The organism is Saccharopolyspora sp. NPDC003752 (assembly GCF_053605825.1).
Map to the genome: position 1 here is coordinate 24,359 of NZ_JBSGJZ010000029.1, position 18,693 is coordinate 43,051.

General features: G+C 73.2%; 18 protein-coding genes. 6 read left to right on the forward strand and 12 right to left on the reverse strand.

Features of this window, described 5'->3' with window-relative positions:
• Position 1: 1 nt before the first annotated feature.
• The 4 genes from ACWEV3_RS30475 to ACWEV3_RS30490 all read right to left on the reverse strand — a co-directional run bounded on the left by ACWEV3_RS30475 (position 2) and on the right by ACWEV3_RS30490 (position 4,725).
• Complete coding sequence (locus ACWEV3_RS30475) at positions 2-745, reverse strand: SDR family NAD(P)-dependent oxidoreductase (RefSeq protein ID WP_452617170.1); 744 nt, start codon at positions 743-745, stop codon at positions 2-4.
• Complete coding sequence (locus ACWEV3_RS30480; protein WP_452617171.1) at positions 736-1,656, reverse strand: DMT family transporter; 921 nt, start codon at positions 1,654-1,656, stop codon at positions 736-738. Before ACWEV3_RS30480 ends, ACWEV3_RS30475 begins: the two co-directional genes overlap by 10 nt.
• Positions 1,653-4,025, reverse strand: coding sequence for a wax ester/triacylglycerol synthase domain-containing protein (locus tag ACWEV3_RS30485; protein WP_452617172.1), 2,373 nt, complete (start codon positions 4,023-4,025; stop codon positions 1,653-1,655). The genes ACWEV3_RS30480 and ACWEV3_RS30485 overlap by 4 nt, the downstream gene beginning before the upstream one ends.
• 70 nt (positions 4,026-4,095) lie before the next feature.
• Entirely contained in the window at positions 4,096-4,725 is a 630-nt protein-coding gene (locus tag ACWEV3_RS30490) for a carbonic anhydrase (RefSeq protein ID WP_452617173.1), read from the reverse strand.
• 95 nt (positions 4,726-4,820) lie between these two features.
• Here ACWEV3_RS30490 and ACWEV3_RS30495 point away from each other — a divergent pair, with 95 nt between their 5' ends.
• Together ACWEV3_RS30495 and ACWEV3_RS30500 are read left to right on the forward strand one after the other, a co-directional pair.
• Positions 4,821-5,369, forward strand: a complete 549-nt coding sequence (locus tag ACWEV3_RS30495) for a Chromate resistance protein ChrB (RefSeq protein WP_452617174.1) — start codon at positions 4,821-4,823, stop codon at positions 5,367-5,369.
• Positions 5,370-5,406: 37 nt separating this feature from the next.
• Entirely contained in the window at positions 5,407-6,579 is a 1,173-nt protein-coding gene (locus ACWEV3_RS30500) for an MFS transporter (protein ID WP_452617175.1), read from the forward strand.
• Between the two features lie 310 nt (positions 6,580-6,889).
• On the opposite strand, the gene ACWEV3_RS30505 is transcribed toward ACWEV3_RS30500, so the two are convergent.
• The 3 genes from ACWEV3_RS30505 to ACWEV3_RS30515 all read right to left on the reverse strand — a co-directional run bounded on the left by ACWEV3_RS30505 (position 6,890) and on the right by ACWEV3_RS30515 (position 10,606).
• Positions 6,890-8,398, reverse strand: a complete 1,509-nt coding sequence (locus tag ACWEV3_RS30505) for an LCP family protein (protein ID WP_452617176.1) — start codon at positions 8,396-8,398, stop codon at positions 6,890-6,892.
• 172 nt (positions 8,399-8,570) lie between these two features.
• A complete protein-coding gene (locus tag ACWEV3_RS30510; RefSeq protein ID WP_452617177.1) occupies positions 8,571-9,137 on the reverse strand; it encodes a GNAT family N-acetyltransferase in 567 nt (188 codons plus the stop codon).
• 173 nt (positions 9,138-9,310) lie between these two features.
• Entirely contained in the window at positions 9,311-10,606 is a 1,296-nt protein-coding gene (locus tag ACWEV3_RS30515; protein WP_452617178.1) for a lactate racemase domain-containing protein, read from the reverse strand.
• 105 nt (positions 10,607-10,711) lie between these two features.
• On the opposite strand from ACWEV3_RS30515, the gene ACWEV3_RS30520 reads away from it, so the two are divergent.
• A complete protein-coding gene (locus ACWEV3_RS30520) occupies positions 10,712-11,110 on the forward strand; it encodes a DUF5313 family protein (RefSeq protein WP_358578977.1) in 399 nt (132 codons plus the stop codon).
• Here ACWEV3_RS30520 and ACWEV3_RS30525 read toward each other — a convergent pair.
• Positions 11,107-11,928, reverse strand: a complete 822-nt coding sequence (locus ACWEV3_RS30525; protein WP_452617179.1) for a universal stress protein — start codon at positions 11,926-11,928, stop codon at positions 11,107-11,109. The two genes, ACWEV3_RS30520 and ACWEV3_RS30525, sit on opposite strands and share 4 nt — an antisense overlap.
• Before the next feature lie 113 nt (positions 11,929-12,041).
• Here ACWEV3_RS30525 and ilvA point away from each other — a divergent pair, with 113 nt between their 5' ends.
• On the forward strand, positions 12,042-13,295 hold the full coding sequence (gene ilvA / locus ACWEV3_RS30530) for a threonine ammonia-lyase IlvA (RefSeq protein WP_452617180.1): 1,254 nt from the start codon (positions 12,042-12,044) through the stop codon (positions 13,293-13,295).
• A gap of 27 nt (positions 13,296-13,322) precedes the next feature.
• Here the strand turns inward: ilvA and ACWEV3_RS30535 are convergent, their stop codons facing one another.
• The 3 genes from ACWEV3_RS30535 to ACWEV3_RS30545 all read right to left on the reverse strand — a co-directional run bounded on the left by ACWEV3_RS30535 (position 13,323) and on the right by ACWEV3_RS30545 (position 16,627).
• Positions 13,323-13,943, reverse strand: coding sequence for a dioxygenase family protein (locus ACWEV3_RS30535; RefSeq protein WP_132491391.1), 621 nt, complete (start codon positions 13,941-13,943; stop codon positions 13,323-13,325).
• A gap of 166 nt (positions 13,944-14,109) precedes the next feature.
• Positions 14,110-15,936, reverse strand: coding sequence for a sensor histidine kinase (locus ACWEV3_RS30540; RefSeq protein WP_452617181.1), 1,827 nt, complete (start codon positions 15,934-15,936; stop codon positions 14,110-14,112).
• Complete coding sequence (locus ACWEV3_RS30545) at positions 15,920-16,627, reverse strand: response regulator transcription factor (RefSeq protein ID WP_207954650.1); 708 nt, start codon at positions 16,625-16,627, stop codon at positions 15,920-15,922. The genes ACWEV3_RS30540 and ACWEV3_RS30545 overlap by 17 nt, the downstream gene beginning before the upstream one ends.
• A 205-nt stretch (positions 16,628-16,832) precedes the next feature.
• Here ACWEV3_RS30545 and ACWEV3_RS30550 point away from each other — a divergent pair, with 205 nt between their 5' ends.
• A complete protein-coding gene (locus ACWEV3_RS30550; protein WP_452617182.1) occupies positions 16,833-17,228 on the forward strand; it encodes a hypothetical protein in 396 nt (131 codons plus the stop codon).
• Between the two features lie 11 nt (positions 17,229-17,239).
• A complete protein-coding gene (locus ACWEV3_RS30555) occupies positions 17,240-17,863 on the forward strand; it encodes a class F sortase (RefSeq protein WP_452617183.1) in 624 nt (207 codons plus the stop codon).
• A gap of 16 nt (positions 17,864-17,879) precedes the next feature.
• Here ACWEV3_RS30555 and ACWEV3_RS30560 read toward each other — a convergent pair whose 3' ends face one another.
• Positions 17,880-18,686, reverse strand: coding sequence for a UbiA family prenyltransferase (locus ACWEV3_RS30560; RefSeq protein ID WP_452617184.1), 807 nt, complete (start codon positions 18,684-18,686; stop codon positions 17,880-17,882).
• Positions 18,687-18,693 lie beyond the last annotated feature (7 nt).

Consider the following 18,693-nt stretch of genomic DNA (forward strand, 5'->3'; position numbering starts at 1 on the left):
CTCAGCCGAAGCGCCGGGCGAGGCGGTGGAACGTGCCCGGCAGCACACCCTGCAGCCGGGCGGGCGCGACGAGCCACCTGGGCACGAACACCTCCGCCTCGCCGCGCTCCACGCCGCGCACCAGCGCCTCGGCCACCTCCGGCGGGCCGACCATGCGCGGGAAGCGGCGGTCGTAGCGGCGGCCGGTGAAGAACGGCGTTCGGACCGCGCCGGGGAAGACCGTGGTCACGCCGATGCCGTCCTGGTGGCGCAGGCCCGCGGCGAAGGCCCGTAGGCCCGCCTTGGTCGCCGAGTAGACCTCCTCGCCGGGCACTCCCACGACCGCGATCGAGGCGACGAACACCACGTGCCCGCGCCGCCGCCGCAGCTGCGGGAGCGCCGCGCGGGTCAGCAGCATCGGCGCGGTCAGGTTCACCGCCGCGAGCGCCGCGATCCGCTCCGCCGGCATCGAGTCCAGGGCGCCCGCCCAGCCGATGCCCGCGCTGTGCACCAGCAGATCGACCTCGCGGGCGGCTGCGGCGACCCGGTCGAGCCCGGCCGGGTCGGTCAGGTCGGCGGGCAGCGGTTCGCCGCCGGTGCGCCCGGCGACCTCGGCCAGCCGGCCCTCGTCGCGGCCGACCAGCACGACCCGGCACCCGCGCGAGCCCAGCTCGGCGGCGGTCGCCGCGCCGATGCCCGAAGACGCGCCCGTGACCAGCGCGGTCCGCCCGCGCACCGGCAGCCCCGCGGGCCGGGTCAACCCCACGTCGAGTCCCCAGCGCCGCGGTCGTCCTGCTCAATCGCGCGGCGCAGCTGCTCGCCCCGGCGGGTCAGCACCACGATGCCGCCGATGATCACCACGACGGCGATGATCTCGCCGGCCAGGATCGCGGGGGAGGACTCGATCCGCTCGCCCAGCCAGTTCACGCCGATCGCGGCCGCCACCAGCGGATCCACGGTGGTGATCACGGCCAGCGCGGGCGACATCAGCCGGCCCCGCTGGAAGGTCTGCTGGCTCAGCAGGAAGCCCATCGGCCCGATCACGCACACCGCGTACAGCGTCCAGTGCTGGAACGGCTCGGCGAGGCCGCCGCTGCGGAACTGCCCGGCCACCACCTTGATCAACCCGGCGGTCACCCCGTACAGCACGCCGGTGGCCACGGCCATGCCGATCACCCCGACCTCGCCGGGCAACCAGCGCGCGGCCACCAGCGACACCACCACCAGCAGCCCGAGCGCCAGCGCGAGCGGCAGGATCGACGCGCCGGTGAACTCGACGCCCTGCCCGGACGGGCGGCCCAGCACGAGGAAGGCGGACAGCCCGCCCACGCAGGCCAGCCCGCCCAGCGCCAGCACCAGGTCCATCTTCCGGTGCGCCAGCAGCGCCGCGAAGCCCGCGCCGAAGAGCACCGAGGTCACCAGCAACGGCTGCACCAGCACCAGCGGGCCGAAGGCCAGCGCCACCACCTGCAGCGACAGCCCGACGAGCACGGTCCCGATGCTGAGCACCCAGATCGGCTTGCGGACGAGGTCGAACAGCATGCGGGGGCTCAGGGTGCGCACCTCGGGAACCTGCTTGGTGACGCGGTGCTGGATCGCGCTGGCCAGCCCGAAGCTGGCCGCGCCGACGACCGCCGCCGGAACGGCGATGACCAGCACCGTGCCCTGCGTGCTCACCGCCGCGCTCCCCGCAGATCGGAGAAGGCGTCGCGGAGGTGACCGGCGAGCGCGACGGCCCGCGGGGCCAGCCCCGTGTCGGTGGTGATCCCGACGCCGAACCGGTCGCCCCAGCCGATCACGCCGACCGCCACGCCCACGCCGTCGGCCAGCGACAGCACCGGCACCACCCCCGCGATCCGCAGCGGGCCGATGTGGGCGGGCCGCCGCTGCCCGGGCAGCACGGAAACGACGGCGTTGAAGAAGCGACGCTGGTAGATCTGCCGCACGACCCAAGCGTGCAGCGGTGCGGGCAGGACGCCGAGGGCCGCGAGCACGGCTCCGGCCGCCGCGGTCTGGCCGGTGCGGTCGGGCTTGGCGAGTCCGGCGGCGACCTCGGCGACGCGGAGGGCAGGCGGCATGGGCCCGACCGGCAGGTCGATCGACATCGACGCGGTGTGGTTGCCGGGCGCGCTCGTGCCCGCGCCGCCGCGCGCGGTTCGGGCGGTGCGCGGCACCATGACCCGGAACCGCTGGCCCGCAGTGGTGTCGCCGAGAGTGCGGTGCAACGCCTCGGCCACCACGCCGAGCAGGAACGCGGTGCTGCTCACCCCGTGCGAGCGCGCGCTGGCGCGCACGTCGGCGGCCGGGAGCTCGACGTCGGCGAACGACCGGTTCGGCGTGCTGCGCCCCACCAGACGGCTGGCCGGCGCGGGCCCGGCGCCGGCCAGGCTCACCAGGCCGCGCAAGACCTTCGCGGCGCGGCGGTACCACGGTCGGCTGCCGGCGCTCGGCGACGTCGTCGGCTGCGGGCCGTCGGCCAGCAGCCGCAGCAGGGCGCTGGTGACTGCGACACCATCGCCGAGCGCGTGGTGCATCTTCGCCAGCAGCAGGACGCGGCCGGTGTCGATGTCGTTGAGCAGCAGCAGTTCCCACGGCTGCCGGTCGGTGCGCACCGGGGTGCTGAAGAACTCCTCGACGACCGGGTCCGCGGACCGCCCGTCGCGCAGCTCGCGGCACCGCAGGTGATCCCTTGCGTCCACCTCGACATCGGGAGTCCACTGTGGCCGTCGGCAGCGGCGCAGCACCAGGCGCCGGGTCAGCATCGGCAATCCCTGCGCACGCTGGGTGATTCTGCTGTTGATCTCCTCGCAGTATTCTTGCGTGGACAGTCGTGGTCCATCCAGTTGCAGGATCGCGCCGGTCTGCTGAGAGACGGCCGGGGTCGCGGCGTACACGAAGAAGGCGTCCTGCGGGCGCAGCGGGCGGCGGCCGTGGTGGCGGGGCAGCTGTGCCAGCGCGGCCACCTGGTCTGTGAAGTCCGCGGCCTGACTGTGCTTGAGAGCTCGGTCCTCCCGCTGCGCGAGCAGGTGCGGCTCGGCGACCCAGCGGCGCAGCGTTGCGGTCAGGTCGCGCTCGCGCGGGCACAACTCGGCCAGCTCCGCATCGGCCATCAGTTCGGCGTTCGCGCGTCCGTGCCCGGCGATCGGCTCGAACATCACCACGGCCCGCCCGCAGGCGAGCGCCTCCAGTGCCGTGGCACCGCCCGCGTTGGTCACCACGACGTCCGCGGCGGCGAGCAGGCCGGGCATTTCGTCCACCCAGCCCAGCGCGACGATCCGGTCGTCCGCGCGCGCGGCGAAGCGCCGCCGCAAGGCCTCGTTGCGCCCGCAGATCACGACGACGCGGTCGACGCCGGCCCGGAGTGCGGCGTCCGCCGCGCGCTCGACGGAGCCGAAGCCGAGGGAACCGCACGAGATCAGCACCGTGAAACCGGTCTCCGGCAACCCGAACGACCGACGCGACGCGGCCCGGTCCGCGGGCCGGAACGCCGACACCACCGGTGGCACGCAGACCGCGCCCACGGCGTCCGGTTCGGCGCGCCGCATCGCCCGCAGGCTCGCGTCGCTCATCACGTAGTGCAGGTCGGCCTCGGGGTAGACCCAGAACGGGTGCGGCGAGAAGTCCGAGACCACCGCGGCCACCGGCACGCCGAGCCCGCCCCGGCGGCGCAGCCGGTCGAGCCCGGCGGTGCCCAGCGGGTAGGTCGAGACGATCAGGTCCGGGTCGTGCGCGGCGATGGCGCGGCGCAGCCGCCGCCCGCTCCACGCGCCGACGAACCGGCGGGAGGCGTTGGCGAACCAGCGGTAGCGCCACAGCGAGTCGTAGAAGAAGTCGTAGAGCCACGGCGTGGACTCGACGTTGGTGGCGTAGATCCAGTTGAACGACGCGGGCACCCACCGGCCCATCGCGCGCAAGGCGTCCAGCCAGGACACCTCGCACCCCGGCCACGCCCGCCGGGCCGCCTCCTCGACGGCTCTGGCGGTCGCATTGTGCCCTTCGCCGATGGTGGCGCTGATCAGTAGCACTCGACGCGGCTGGACGGTCACCAGGCTCGATCCTTTCGCCCGACCCGTGCCTTCGCAGGCTAACGTGGGCGACCGGGATCGGCCGGTCCGATCAGTCCGCGGGGCGCAGCGGCCCGTGGCTGCCGACGAGCCGCACGGTGCCGTCGGCGAGCCGGTAGGAGAGCCCGGCCACCGCGCAGCGCCCGGCTGCGACCTCGTTGGCCAGCAGCGCGGAGCGCTCCAGCATCAGGTCGCCGGTGCGCTGGATGTGCACGTCCACGATGTCGTCGACCTCGGTGACGCCGTCGGCGCGGGCGGCCAGGACGCTCGGCGTCACGCGCTCCACGACGTCGCGGATGTAGCCCTGCGGCGCGGTGCCCTCGATGCACGCCTGCCGCGCGGCCGTGACGGCGCCGCAGGAGTCGTGGCCGAGGATCACCACCAGGGGCGCGCCGAGCACGCCGACGCCGTACTCGATGCTGCCGAGCACCTCGGCGCCGATGACGTGACCGGCCGTGCGGACCACGAACAAGTCGCCGAGGCCCTGGTCGAAGATGATCTCCGCGGCCAGCCGCGAGTCGGAGCACCCGAAGAGGACCGCGAAGGGGCGCTGACCCGGCGCGAGGGAGGCTCGGTAGTCGGCGTCCTGGTTGGGGTGCAGACGCTCGTTCTCGACGAATCGCCGGTTGCCTTCCAGCATGACTTCGTAGGCGTGGGCGGGCGAAGACGGCTGATTCGGCATGCCGAAACGCTAACGCACGGGGGTTCGAAAAGACCCGGCCCGCGTGCCCCGTATGGGCGACATCACGTCTTGTAACAGCTGATACATTTTGTTCCGTGACAGATGGACATCCGACGCGGTGGCTCGTCCTCGTGGTGCGGCTGCCCGCGCAACCGTCGCGGCACCGAGTGGCGGTGTGGCGGGAGCTGCGCCGGGTCGGTGCGCTCTCGCTGGGGCAGGGGACCTGGACGCTGCCGGACGTGCCCGGCGTCGCGGCCGGGGTGGCGCGAGCGATCGAGCTCGCCGAACGCGGCTCCGGCGAGGTCGTCGTGCTGGCCGCCACCGGGCGCGAGGAGCCCGATTCGGCGCGGCTGGCGGAGATGTTCACGGCCGAGCGGCAGGAGGAGTGGTCGGAGTTCCTGGCCGACTGCGGCAAGTTCGACGCCGAGATCGACAAGGAACTGCGCAACGGCAAGCTCACCATGGCCGAGCTCGAAGAGGAGGAGCAGAGCCTGGAGCGGCTGCGCCGCTGGCACCGCGACCTCAAGGCGCGCGACGTCTTCGGCGCCCCGGCGGCCGCCGAGGCCCAGGAGCGGTTGCAGCACTGCGCCGGCCGGCTGGCCGACTACACCGAACAGGTTTTCCAAGCCCTGCACCAGATGTGACCGGATGCGCCACAGTGGACGACGAGGAGATGGTCGGATGTCCGGCACCGAGCCGGTGACGCGACACGGGGTCCGGCAGGTCCTCCCGCTGTACGCGGCCGGATTCGTCACGGCCTTCGGCGCGCACAGCATCGCCGCCGGGCTCGGCGCCTACACGGGCTTCGCCTCGCTGCTCGCGCTCGGCCTGCTGCTGGCCATCTACGACGGGGCCGAGGTGATCCTCAAGCCGGTCTTCGGCGCGGTCACCGACCGGATCGGCCCGCGCCCGGTGCTGATCGGCGGCCTGCTGGCGTTCGCGGCGGCCTCGGCGGCGTTCGTCCTCGCCGGTGACCCGGCTGCGGTCGGCCTCGCCCGCTTCGGCCAGGGCGCGGCTGCCGCCGCGTTCTCCCCGGCCGCCGGGACGCTGGTCGCCCGGCTGGCGCCGGACTCCCAGCACGGCCGCGCCTTCGGCGGCTACGGCGCCTGGAAGGGCCTCGGCTACGCCCTCGGCCCGGTGCTCGGCGGCGTCCTGATCACCTTGGGCGGGTTCGACCTGCTCTTCGGCGCGCTGGCGGCGCTCGCGCTCGCGGTGCTCGCCTGGGCGGTGCTGATCGTGCCGAAGGTGCCGCCGCTGCCGCGGACCCGGCAGACCCTGCTCGACCTGGGCCGCCGGTTGGCCGCGCCCGGTTTCCTGCGGCCGACGGCGGCCCTGGCCGGTGCGACGGCGGCGTTGGCGGTGGGCGTCGGATTCCTGCCGGTGGTGGGCGCGGGCGATGGGCTGGGCCCGCTGGCCACCGGCGCGGCGGTGTCGGTGCTAGCGACGACCGCGGCGCTGGTGCAGCCGTGGGTGGGCCGGGCGCGCGACGCGGGACGGTTGCCCGAGGTGCCCGGCATGACCGGGGGACTGGCGGTGGCGGCGGTCGGGTTGCTCGCGGCGACGGCGGTTCCGGGCCTGCCGGGACTGCTCTTGGCGTCGGTCGCCATCGGCGTCGGCACCGGCGTCGTCACGCCGCTGGGCTTCGCGCACCTGGCGGCGTCGACGCCGCGCGAGCGGCTCGGGCAGACGATGGGCTCGGCGGAGGTCGGACGCGAGCTGGGCGACGCGGGCGGCCCGCTGCTGGTCGGCGCGATCGCCGCCGCGGCCTCCCTCGGGCTGGGCCTGGCCGGTCTGGTCGTGGTGCTGCTGGCGCTGGTCGCGGCGTTGTGGGTGGGCATCCGGACGCGTCGCTGAGGCCGGTTTTTGACCTCGCAACCAACGTCGTCGCGGCGTATCGTGGCGTAGCGGCGATTCGCTCCGGACCACAGCCGTCGCATGGTGCTGGGGCTGTTGAGCGGTTGCCGTTGATCGAGGGATGGATGCTCGCTTGGTGTCCGGAGTCCGGGCGGACGTGCCCCACGCGAACATCCGACAACCGGGGCGGGGCCGGCGCAGGTGGCCCCACCGGCTGGCGGTTTGTTCACTGGGGGTAGCCACCAGTCGAGCCGGTCGGTGGTGAGACGGGCGAGGGGGCCGCCTCACCACCGGCTTTCCCGCTCTTCGCTCAGTTGACGCACGGCACGCCGTCGGCGGTGATCGGTTCCGCGCCGGTCCCGGCGGCCTGCTGCCGGTGCGGGCCGTCGAGCCGGACGGCGCCGGGCGGGGCGAAACCCGGCGCGGCGGGCCCGTGGTAGTCGCTGCCGATGATCACCTGGACCCGGCCGCGGGGCAGCGACCCGTCGGCCTCGACCGGCAGGCCGTCGAGCAGCGACGCGATCCGCTCGGCGGAGTCGCCGCCGTCCTGGCCGTGGCGCACGACCGATTTCGCTCGGGCGGGGGAGTTGCCGACCTGGCTCACCGGCACGCCCCGGTTGGCGAGTTCGGTGCGCACCCGCTGGGCCAGCCCGGATGTCTTCGTCGCGTTGAGCACGTCCACCGCAGAACCGGCTTCGGCGCCGGCCGTCGCGGGGTCGATCGTGCTGCTGATCGCGGCCTTCACCTCGCGGGGATCGACCAGGATGGCGTCGCCGTCCTCCGGCGTCTCGTAGTCGGCGTCCTCGATGGGGATCGTGGTGAACCGGACCGCGCCGCCGGCCAGTCCGCGCAGCCGGTCGGCGAACGCGAGCACGTCCCAGTCCCGGTCGAGCACCACGGATTCCTGCAGCGACCTGATCAGGTCGCGCAGCCGGGCCGGGTTGGCCAGCACGCCACCGGAGAGCACCGATTGCGTGAGCCCGGCGAGGAAGGCCTGCTGGCGCACCACGCGGTCCAGGTCGCCGCGCGGCAGGCCGTGCCGCTGGCGGACGAACGCGAGCGCGTCCGTGCCCGCGATCGTCTGCGGCCCGGCCGGGAAGTTCGCGCCGGAGTAGGTGTCTCGCGCGGGCGCCAGCAGGCACACCGGGACGCCGCCCACCGCCTCGGTGATCCGCGCGAAGCCGAGCAGGTTGACCTCGGCGTAGTGGTCGATCGACACGCCGGTCAGCTGCTCGACGGTGCGCACCAGCAGCTTGCGCCCGGCGTCGCCGCCCAGCCGCGCCAGCTCCGCGGGATCGGCGGTGCCGCGCTTGGTCTGCGCCGCGATGGCGGCCTCCTTGCCCCGGCCGTACGCGGAATTGATCTTGTGCCGGCCGAACCCGGGGATGTGCACGAACGCGTCGCGCGGGAAGGAGAAGCCGACCGCGCTGGAACCGTCGTTGGGGATGTGCAGCAGGATGATCGTGTCGGTCAGCGCCGCGTCGTTGGCGCCCGCGCGCAACTCCCGGAGGACCGCCTCGGGCAGCGGGTTGCCGTGCGCGTCGGTCCGGCTGTCCATGCCGACCAGCAGGACGTCGGTCGCCCCGTCGGCGCCGGCCCCGTCGATGACGTCGCTGGTCGCGAGTCCGTCGAGCAGATGCCGGTAGTTGGACCACGCGTATCCGGTCACCACGAGGATCAGCACCGACAGCACGGTCACCGCTGCGCGCGCACCCGCCCGGGCGCGCGCGGCCGAGCGCCGGGCCTGCGGCCGGCGCGGCGCGGGGCGGGGTGCGGCGGGTCGGCGGGCGGCCGCGCGGGCGTTGCGGTGCGGTGGCACGGTACCTCCGGCGGGTGCGCCCCTGGCGCTGCTCGAACTCCGGTGACCCCTCAAGCATCGCATTCGCCCGGGCATCCAGCAGATCATCCGATAGCGGATGATCTAGCGACGCAGGGTAACTGGCGCATTCGTCCACTGCGGACGATGCGACCGGCCACAGTGGATCGCGAGGTCAGTCCTCGGTGCCTCCGGTGGCGGGTTCGCCGGGCAGATCGCCCTGCCGGATGCGGTAGACCTGCAGCGCCGTGCCGTAGTACTTGGTGGTCTCGCCGACCCACTCCATGCCGATGCGTTCCGCGGTGGCGATCGCGCGGGTGTTGTCCGGCCGGGCCAGTCCGAAGACCTCGTCGATGTCGAAGGTGAACGCCCAGCGCAGCAGCGCGGAGGCGGCCTCGGTGGCGTAACCGTGCCCCCAGGTCTCGGGGCGCAGCTGCCAGGTCAGCTCCAGGTCGTGGTCGTACGGCGGCAGCATCCGCAGCACCAGTCCGCCGATCACCGCGTCGTCGGACCGGCGCTGCATCGCCCACCGGCCGGTGGGCGGCACCAGGCTGGGTTGCGACTCGGTCCAGGACTGCACCACGGCGCGCATCGCGGCGAGGTCGGCGACATTGGCGATCACCGGGGTGAGCCACTCGGTCACCTCGGGGCGGCCGTAGAGGGCGAGCGCGGCCTGCACGTCGGCGTCGCCGGTGGTCCAGTCACGCACGATCAGCCGCTCGGTTGTCAGGGGAGGCTGCATGGCGGCCCTCGCCTTCGCCGAAGCAGGGAGAACCCCCCGATTCTAGTTCGCGGAGTCCACCGAGGCGCATAGCGTTGATTACACCTATCCCTTCAGTGTCAATCGAAATCAAACCTCCGGTGCGCCGAGGTCGTGGCGGGTGGGTACGTCGGGTTTCGGTTCGAGTGAGCGGGTCAGTGATCCGCCGGTAGGGGTGGCAGGGTGCCCGTCGCGTCGAAGTCCCAGTCGCGGGGTTCGCCGAGGGCGACCATGTCCGGGTGGTCGGCGACCTCCTGGGCGTAGGCCTCCGAGACCTCGATGCGGGGCATCGACAGGGTGTTGCGGATGCGCACCACCCGCGCCGTGCGGTCCTCGGTGCCGCGGGACATGTGCAGCGCAGCGATGATCGCGTCCCGGTCGTTGGCCAGCGCCATCGGGATCCGCGCGCCGTCGGGTACCCCGGAGGTCAGCGAGTTCGTGTAGAACGAGCCGAACTCGATCTGGTCCACGCAGCGCTGGGTGGTCACGTCCGCCATGCCCAGGCCGCAGGCGTTGCCGTTGGTGTGCTCGGTGAGGCCGAGGACCACGATCCGCTTGATCGGCACCGCCTTGAACTTGTCCGCGTTGACCGGGGCGCGGCCGGTGATGTTCGGGTCCATGCCCGCGCCGCTGATGTCCTTGCCGATCTCGTCGACGACCAGCACGTCGATGTCCGACACCAGCAGCTTCGGCATCAGCCGCTTGGCCTCGACCAGCAGCTCCGCCTCGCGGGCCAGCAGCTTCTCGGTCGGCACCAGCTCGATGCGCGCGACGTGCTCGTAGGCGTTCTCCACCACCGCCATGCCGAACTCGATCGGCACCACGTCGAGCACCGCCTCGGCCACCGCCGGGATCAGCCGGTCGAACGCCTCGAAGCCGTGCGTGTGCAGGATCGTCGCGCCGCGGTGCTTGCCGAGGCCGATGGCGATCATCTTCGCCAGGCCGCTCTCGTGGGTGCCGCGGAAGTCGGTGTGCGGCTTGACCCGGCCGAGGACCACCACGCCGTCGGCCTGGGCGGCCTCGGCGTCGAAGTGCACCGGGGTTCCGTCGGGCAGTTCGGCGACCACGACCGTGTCCATCGAGGAGACCACCGGCGCGCCCACCGTCTCCTCGGTGATCCCGTACTCGGCGAGCACCTGCCGCTGGCCTTCGGCGGTGCCGCCACCGTGGCTGCCCATCGCGGGCACCACGAACGGCTTCGCGCCGCAGCCGGCCAGGGCGTCGACCAGGGTGGCGACGATGCGGTCGATGCGGGCCACGCCGCGGCTGCCCGCGGTGATCGCGATCCGCTTGCCGGCGACCGGGTTCGCGCGGTCGTGCTCGGCGACCTGGTCGCGGATGGCGGCTTCGAGGTCCTCGACGGCCGCCGCGGCGAACCGCTGCTCGATCGGGATCATCCTGGGGAGTTCGATGTCGGCGCCGGCCAACCGGACATTTTCGACGTTGAACATGCGGCGATCCTTCTGCGCGTTGACCGGGAGAGTGGTCTGAACAGTTGACCGCGATCTTCGCACGCGGGACAGCCCGGCGGAAGGGGCGAGCCGTAGGCTGGGCGGATGCCAGTGAAGCGCCCGAACCCCGGCTGGTGGCTGTACTACCAGTTCGGCGGCAGGCTCCCCGAGCGGTATCGCGAGTGGGTGCTGCGCGACGCCACCTGCAAGTCGTGGGTGCTGCGGGTGCTGGTCCGGGGGCTGCTCCAGATCGCGCCGCTGGGCGCGGCGCTGTTCGTCGGGTTCGGCGTGCTGGGCGGGTCGTGGCCGATCGCCGGCGGCGCGCTGCTGCTGGGCGTGCTCGTGGTGGCCCGCATCGTGCTGACCAGCGCGGTGGACAACGTCGACGCGCGCCTCGTCCGCTACGGCTACCCGCCGGGCCACGGCTCCGCCGTCCGTCGGCAGCGCGACGCCGATGCCGCCGAGCGCTACCGCGCGGTGTGGCGCCAGGCGCCGCCGGACTAGCCGGGGTTGCGGACCACCGCGACCGGGCACGGCGCGTGGTGCAGGACGCCGTTGGCGACCGAGCCGAGCAGCAGCCCGGCGAAGCCGCCGCGGCCGCGGTGACCGACCACCAGCAACTGCGCCCGCCGGGCCGCGGCGCACAGCGTCGCGACCGGGTGCTCGTTGGCAACCTCGCGGCGCACCGTGACGTCCGGGTAGTCGGCGCACCAGCCCGAGAGCTGTTCGGAGAGGTGCAGTTCGGCCCGGTTCCGGATCTCCTGGCGGTCGGGCACGGGATAGGTGCCGGCGGTGAAGTAGGCATCGGGCAGCGCTTGCACCGCGAGCAGGCCGGCGTGCCGTCGGCTCGCAGCGTCGAATGCGTAGTGCACCGCGATGCGGTTGACCGCCGAGTTGTCGACACCGACGACGACCGGACCCGAGGCGGCCGCGTCACCGCGCACCACGACGACCGGGCAGCGGGCGTGCGCGGCGACCGAGGTGCTGATCGCGCCGAGCAGCGCGTCCCGGAACACCCCGTGCCCGCGCGACCCGACGACCACCAGCTGGGCGCTGTCCGAGCGGCGGACCAGCTCCTCGGCGGGGTGCCCGGTGGCGACCTCGTCGGTGATCGCGGTCTCGGGCCGCTCGCGGTGGCAGCGTTCGGCGACGTCGCGGACCGCCTGCTTGGAGAAGCCTTCCCTGGCGGGATCGTCGTTGACCACGACCAGGTGCACCGGAACGCCCAGCCGCACCGCCTCGGCCGCGGCCCACAGCGCCGCCTGCGCGGACGATTCCGAGCCGTCGACACCCACCACCACCGACTGCTTCGTCCTGGTCATCGCCCATCGCCTCCTCCGCACCACTGTGCGCATCCGCCGGTGACGGCGAGTAGGGCCGATGTGCCCCGGGCCGCCCCGCCCGGGTCCTGGCCGACCAGCGCACTTAGTATCGGTTGGTGTCCGATGAGCTGAGTCCCGCAGCGATCTTCCGCGCCGGAACCCGCCTGCGGCAGGTGGTCCGCCGCACGCCGCTGGAAACGAGCAGCCGCCTGACCGGCGAACTTGGCGTCCCGGTGCGGCTCAAGCGGGAGGACATGCAGGTCTGTCGCTCCTACAAGGTGCGCGGTGCGTACAACCTGATCTCCTCGCTGAGCCCGGCCGAGCGCGAGCGCGGCGTCGTGTGCGCCAGTGCGGGCAACCACGCGCAGGGCGTGGCGTTCGCCTGCCGCGAGCTGAAGATCAAGGGCCGGGTGTACCTGCCGGCGAACACGCCCCGGCAGAAGCGGCGGCGGATCGCCGCGCTCGGCGGCGAGTGGGTCGAGCCGGTGATCGTGGGCAGCTCCTTCGACGAAGCGAGCGCGGCGTCCAAAGAGGACAGCCAGCGCACCGGCGCGGTCTACGTGCACCCCTTCGACGATCCGCGGACCATCGCCGGGCAGGGCACCGTCGGCCTGGAGATCGCCGAGCAGCACGACGGCCCGATCGACACCGTGATCGTGCCGGTCGGCGGCGGCGGGCTGCTGGCGGGCGTCGTGCTGTGGCTCAAGGCGCACTTCCCCGAGGTCCGGGTGATCGGGGCCGAGCCGGCCGGGGCGGCGAGCATGCGCGCCGCGCTGGACCACGGCGGGCCGATCGCGCTGCCGTCGGTGGACACCTTCGTCGACGGTGCCGCGGTCGGGCGCGTCGGCGATGCCGGGTTCCAGGTGGTGCGGGAGCTGGTCGACGAGCTGGTGGCGGTGCCCGAGGGCGCGGTGTGCACCGAGATGATCGAGCTGTACCAGACCGAGGGCATCATCGCCGAGCCCGCCGGTGCGCTGGCCAGTGCGGCGGCCCGGCTGCCGCTGGAGCGCCCGGCCCACGGCCCGGTGGTGTGCGTGGTCTCCGGCGGCAACAACGACCTCAGCCGTTACGGCGAGGTCGTGGAGCGTTCGCTGGTGCACGAGGGCCTGCGGCACTACTTCCTGGTCACCTTCCCGCAGGAACCGGGCGCGCTGCGGCACTTCCTCGACGACGTGCTCGACGACGGCCAGGACATCGTCGCGTTCGAGTACGTGAAGAAGAACAACAGGGAGACCGGCCCGGCGCTGGTCGGCATCGAGCTCGACCGCGCCGACGAGCTGGACGGCCTGCTGAAGCGGATGAAGGAATCCCCGCTGCAGATCGAGCAGGTCCCACCGGGCTCCCCGCTGTTCTCGTTCCTGATTTAAAACCTCTTCGCGTGGTGGGGGGTCAGGTCAGGGCAGGTTGAGGACGAAGTCGAACGTGGCGATCTTGCCCTCCGGGCCGTCCTGGACCGCCATCAGCAGCGCCGGGTCGAAGATCTGGTCCCAGTTGTTGCCGGGCTCGCCGGGGAAGTACAGCTGAGTGGTGAGGATCGGCTGGTTCGGGGCCTGCGCCTTGACGTGGATGTGCCTGGTGCGGCCCGGGTACAGGCCGGCCACGATGGTGTCGAGCCGGAACCGGCCCTCGGCGTCGGTGAACTGGTGGCCGCGCAGCGTGTAGCCGGTGTTGTCGTACACCCCCGCGTTGTCGGCCTGCCAGAAATCGAGCAGCACGTTCGCCAGCGGCTTGCACGAGATGCTGTAGACGAAGCCGCTGACCACCAGCGGGGTGCCGGGCATGCCGGGTTCCCGCAGGTCGGCGCGCTCGGGCGAGTTGGGCTTGAAGTACGGGCCCTCCATCTGCTCGTGGGTCGGGCCGTCGCCGTCGTCGCACATCGGCGTCGGGGTCAGCGGTCCGGCGTCGGCGCGCGGCGCGCGCAGCACCTCGCCGGCCACCGCGGGTATCGCGGCCGCCGTCACCAGGCCCGCCTTCAGGAACGTCGCGCGGCGGATCCGTCTCTCCTCGTCGGTCATGTTCCGACCTCCGTTTTCAAGTGGAACTTTATTGGTGTAAACCATTTCAGATGGTTGTTCTTCGCATTTCGACCGCGAAAAGCATGAATCGGGATCGGCAGAAAGCATTACGGCGCAAGGGAAAAGGCGGCGTTCGGGGTAACTGCCGCTGCGGCTCCCGGCCGCGTCAGGCGCGCGCCGGGCCCTCGGGTGTCGTCGCCGGTAGGTGGATGGTGAAGGTGGTGCCGACGCCGACGGTGCTGCGGACCGCGATGCGGCCGCCGTGCACGTTCACGAGGTGGTGGGTGATGGCCAGGCCGAGGCCGCTGCCGCCGCCGTGCCGGTTGCGGGACTTCTCCGCCCGCCAGAAGCGGTCGAACACGTGCGGCAGCGCGGCCGAGTCGATGCCGACGCCGGTGTCGGCCACCTCGATGGCCACCTCACCGCCCGCGCGCCGCGCCCACAGCGTGACCCGGCCGCCGGATGGCGTGTAGCGCAACGCGTTCGACACCAGGTTGCCCAGCGCTTGCCGCAGCCGGGTCGGGTCGGCGGTGAGGTCGGGGTCGTCCTCGACGGTGACGACCAGCGCGACGCCGCCCGCATCGGCCCGGCCCCGGTGCGCCGCGGCGACCTGCTCCAGCAGCGCGCCGACGTGCACGGGCTCGGGGTACACGCGGAGCTTCCCGGCATCGGCCAGCGCGAGGTCCTGCAGGTCGTCTATCAGGTGCTGCAGGAGCAGGGTCTCCTCCAGCAGCGAGGCCACCAGCGGTTGGTCCAGGGTGGCGACGCCGTCCTGCGAGGCCTCCAGCCAGCCCCGGACGTTCACCAGCGGCGTGCGCAGTTCGTGCGCGATGTCGCTGACCATCGTCTTGCGCTGCTGTTCGGTGCGCTCGACCTGCTCCGACATCGCGTTGAACGCGGCCGCCAGCTCGCCGATCTCGCCGCGCGCGCTCGTCCTCACCCGGGCCGACCGGTCGCCGCCGCCCATCCGCCGGGCCGCGGCAGTGATCGCGTCGATCGGGCGGACCAGGCGGCTGGCGGCGAGCGCGGTCATGCCGACGGTCAGCACCAGCACCACCAGTGCGGTCCACGCGATCCGCGCGGTGCCCACAGTGGACAGATCGGTCGCGGCGTGATTCCCGCCGGGCTTGGTGATGAACAGGTGCGCGGCGGGGGAGACGTAGGAGCCGAGCTGTTCCCGGCGTCCGGAGTCCACGCAGCGCTTGGCGCCCGGATCGGTGCGGAGTTCCTCCGGTGAGGTCACCGCCGCCGACTGGGCCGGCACCGGATCGAGCCCCTGCCGGGCCAGGCACGCGTTGACCAGGGCGAGCAGCTCGGCGCCGGCCTTGCGCTCGGTTTCGGTCACCTCGCGGGGCGAGGAACACCGCGCAGGTGAGGCGCTGGGCTCGGCGGTGGTGGACGGCTCCGGCATGGGCGGCGTCGACGACTTCGGCACCCCTTCGCCCGGGACGAGCTGGACCACCGGGCGGCCGTTGGGGCGCTCGACGATCACGCCGTCGTCGCCGAGCCGCCGGAAGCAGTCCAGCTGCCGCTGCGCGGCCTTGGCCAGCTCGTCGTGCTCCGCGGCGGTCAGCCGGTACGGGCCGACGGCGCGCGGATCGATGCCCGCGGCCGCCGCATCGGGCTTGAGCACCTGGTCGACCGCGAGCGGATCCACCACCGCGGACGGGGTTTTCGGCAGCTGGGCGTCCTGCGGCCCACCGGAGTCGGCGATCGGCACCCGCGACGTGGTCGTCAGCGTGATGCGCCGGCCGGTCTGCGCGGCCAGGTCCGCCACCACCTGCTGGACCCCGGACCACTGCGGATTCGCCGCCGCGTAGCCGAGCAGCGAATCGTAGATCTTGGCGTCGGTGGCCAGGGTTTCGCCGAGTTCCTGGTTGATCGCCCCGCTGGTGCTCTGCGCGGCCAGCCACGCGGTGGCGCCGATGGAACAGCCGGCCACCACCACCGACATCGCCAGCAGCCGGGCGAGCAGGCTATGCCGGCGCGCCATCGGCGGAGCCGTCCTGGAGCTTGTAGCCGACGCCGTACACGGTGAGCAGGTGGATCGGCCGCCGGGGATCGGGCTCGAGCTTGCGGCGCAGGTTCATCACGTGCACGTCGATGGTGCGCTCGGTGATGAACTTGTCCATGCCGAAGGCCTGGCTGAGCAGCTGGCCGCGGGTGAAGACGCGGCCGGGCTCGGCGGCCAGCACCGCGAGCATCCGGAACTCCGCGGGAGTGCAGTCCAGCGGGGCGCCGCCGAGGGTGATCTCGTGGCGCTGCTGGTCCACCACCAGATCGCCGACGCGCAACGGCTGCTGGTCGTTGTCCTGGCTGCGGCGGACGCGGCGCAGGATCGCGCGGATGCGGGCGGCGAGCTGGCGCGGGCTGTAGGGCTTGGTCACGTAGTCGTCGGCGCCGAGGTCCAGCCCGAGCAGCACGTCCTCCTCGGTGGTCCGCGCGGTGAGCAGCACGATCGGGACGTCCGATTCGGCCCGCAGGATCCGGCACACGTCCAGGCCGTCGACCTTGGGCATCATCACGTCCAGCACGATCAGGTCGGGTGCGCGTCGCCGCGCCTCGTCGATCGCCGCGCGACCGTCGTGCACGACCACCACGCGGTGGTTGTCGTGCTCCAGATATCGCCGGATCAACTCGGCCTGCTTCGGGTCGTCCTCCGCGACCAGCACCTGTGCGCTCACATCGCGCATTATCGCTTTCCGCCCGCGCTGCGGGTGATCCGCCACCGGACCTTGACCGCGGCTGAACAGGTTCTTCACATTTCCGCGACCGGTGGCGGAATCGAACAGGTTCTTCACATCGATCAGACGGGATCTTGAAAAGGCCGCAGCATTCTGGCCCTCGTCCGGGACTCCGGGCGAACAGTCGAATGGAAGGACACGATCGATGAAGCTTGGTCGTACGTGCGCGGCAGCTGCGCTCCTCGGCGCGGCGGCGCTGCCGCTGGCGGCGCCGATCAGCTGGGCCGGCGAGCCGGCCGCCGCGCCGGTGCGCGAGCAGCAGACCCCGGAAGCGCCCCAGCCGAGGGAGTCGACGCCGGCCGCGCCGGTGCCCGAGGCGACCCGGGCCGAGCAGCCGAAGGAGTCGACCCCGGCCGCGCCGGTGCCGAGGCCCAGCGGCGACCAGGTGAGCCAGCGCCCGGTGGGCGCGCCGGAAACCGGTGGCGGGCCGGTGGAATCGGGCTTCGACCCGGCGGTCCTCGGCGGTGCCGCCGCGGCCGTCGCGGTGGCGGGCGGCGGGGCCGCGCTGGTGCTGCGCCGCCGGCGCGCGGGCGCGAACTGAGGCGCATCCGCATGAGCGTGCATCCCCGGGCACGGGGGAGCCAGGGCGGTCGCGGAACGATCGCGGCCGCCCTGGTCCTCGCGGCCCTGGCGCTTTCCGGTTGTTCGCCCGGCGGGCAGTCCATCGACCTCGTCACGCCCGCTTCGGCGCCGGTGCGGCAATCGCCGGCGGTGCCGCGATCGGAACCGGCGTGGATCGAGATACCCCGGATCGGCGCGCGGTCGTCGCTGATCCCGCTGGGGCTCAACCCGGACCGGACGATCGAGGTCCCGTCCGTGCACCAGCCGATGCAGGCCGGTTGGTACGAGCACGGCCCCACGCCGGGCGAAACGGGACCGGCGGTGATCCTCGGGCACGTCAACGGCGATGGCCAGGACGGGATCTTCGCGCGGCTGCGCGAACTGCGACCCGGCGACGAGATCCTCATCGGCCGCCAGGACGGGCGGGTCGCGAGATTCGTCGTGGACCGCATGGCGCAGCCGCCGAAGACCGGGTTCCCCGCCGACGAGGTGTACGGCAACACCGCCGGCCCGGAATTGCGGCTGATCACCTGCGGTGGCTCGTTCGACCACTCGGCCCGCAGCTACCGCGACAACATCATCGCCTTCGCCGCCCTGACCGGAATGGCCGGCTGAGGACCGTCCACTTGGGTCACGAAGGCTGGATGCCGGTGCTCAGCAGCATCGCGACGTCGAGCAGGGCGACGAGGACGACCGCGTGGAAGGCGGTGCGGGAGCCGGGGCGGCGGCCGAGCAGAACACCGGCGCCGAGCACGGCCGCCGCCAGCGGCAGGACCACCCAGCTGGACACACCTGCCAGCACCGCCGACGCGGTCAGCACCAGCAATGCCGCCGTCGCAGTGCTTTTCGCCGCGCCGAGGCGGTGCGGCAGGCCGCGGACGCCGGTGGCCGCGTCGTCGGCCAGATCCGGCAGCGCGTTCACGAAGTGCGCGGCCGAACCGAGCAGCGCCGCGGCGAGCATGAGCCGCACCGGTGGGGGACCGGCGCCGCCCAACGCCACGAATGCGGGCAGCAGGCCGAACGACACGGCATAGGGCAGCACCGAAAGCGGGCCGGCCTTCCCCCCGAGGTCGTAAGCCCACGCCGACACCAGCGCGACGAAGTGGACCGCCGTCGCGGCGACGCCGAACGGCAGCGACAGCACCACGGCCCCGGGCGCCGACGCCAGCACCGCGATCAGCACCGCCCGCCGCGAGACCTCCCCGGCCGCCACCGGCTTGCCTCGCCGCCGGACCCGGGCATCCCGGTCGGCATCCACCAGGTCGTTGAGCCACCCGACGGACAGCTGTCCGGCCAGCACCGCCGCAGCCGTCAGGAGCACGCCGCCCGCGTCGCGCCCGGTGGTGGCCGCGAGCCCGGCGGCGATCGCGGTGACCGCGACCGCGGGCCCCGGGTGCGAGGCCCGGAGCAGCGAGGACGCCGTTGCGAAGTGCCGCACCCGGCCG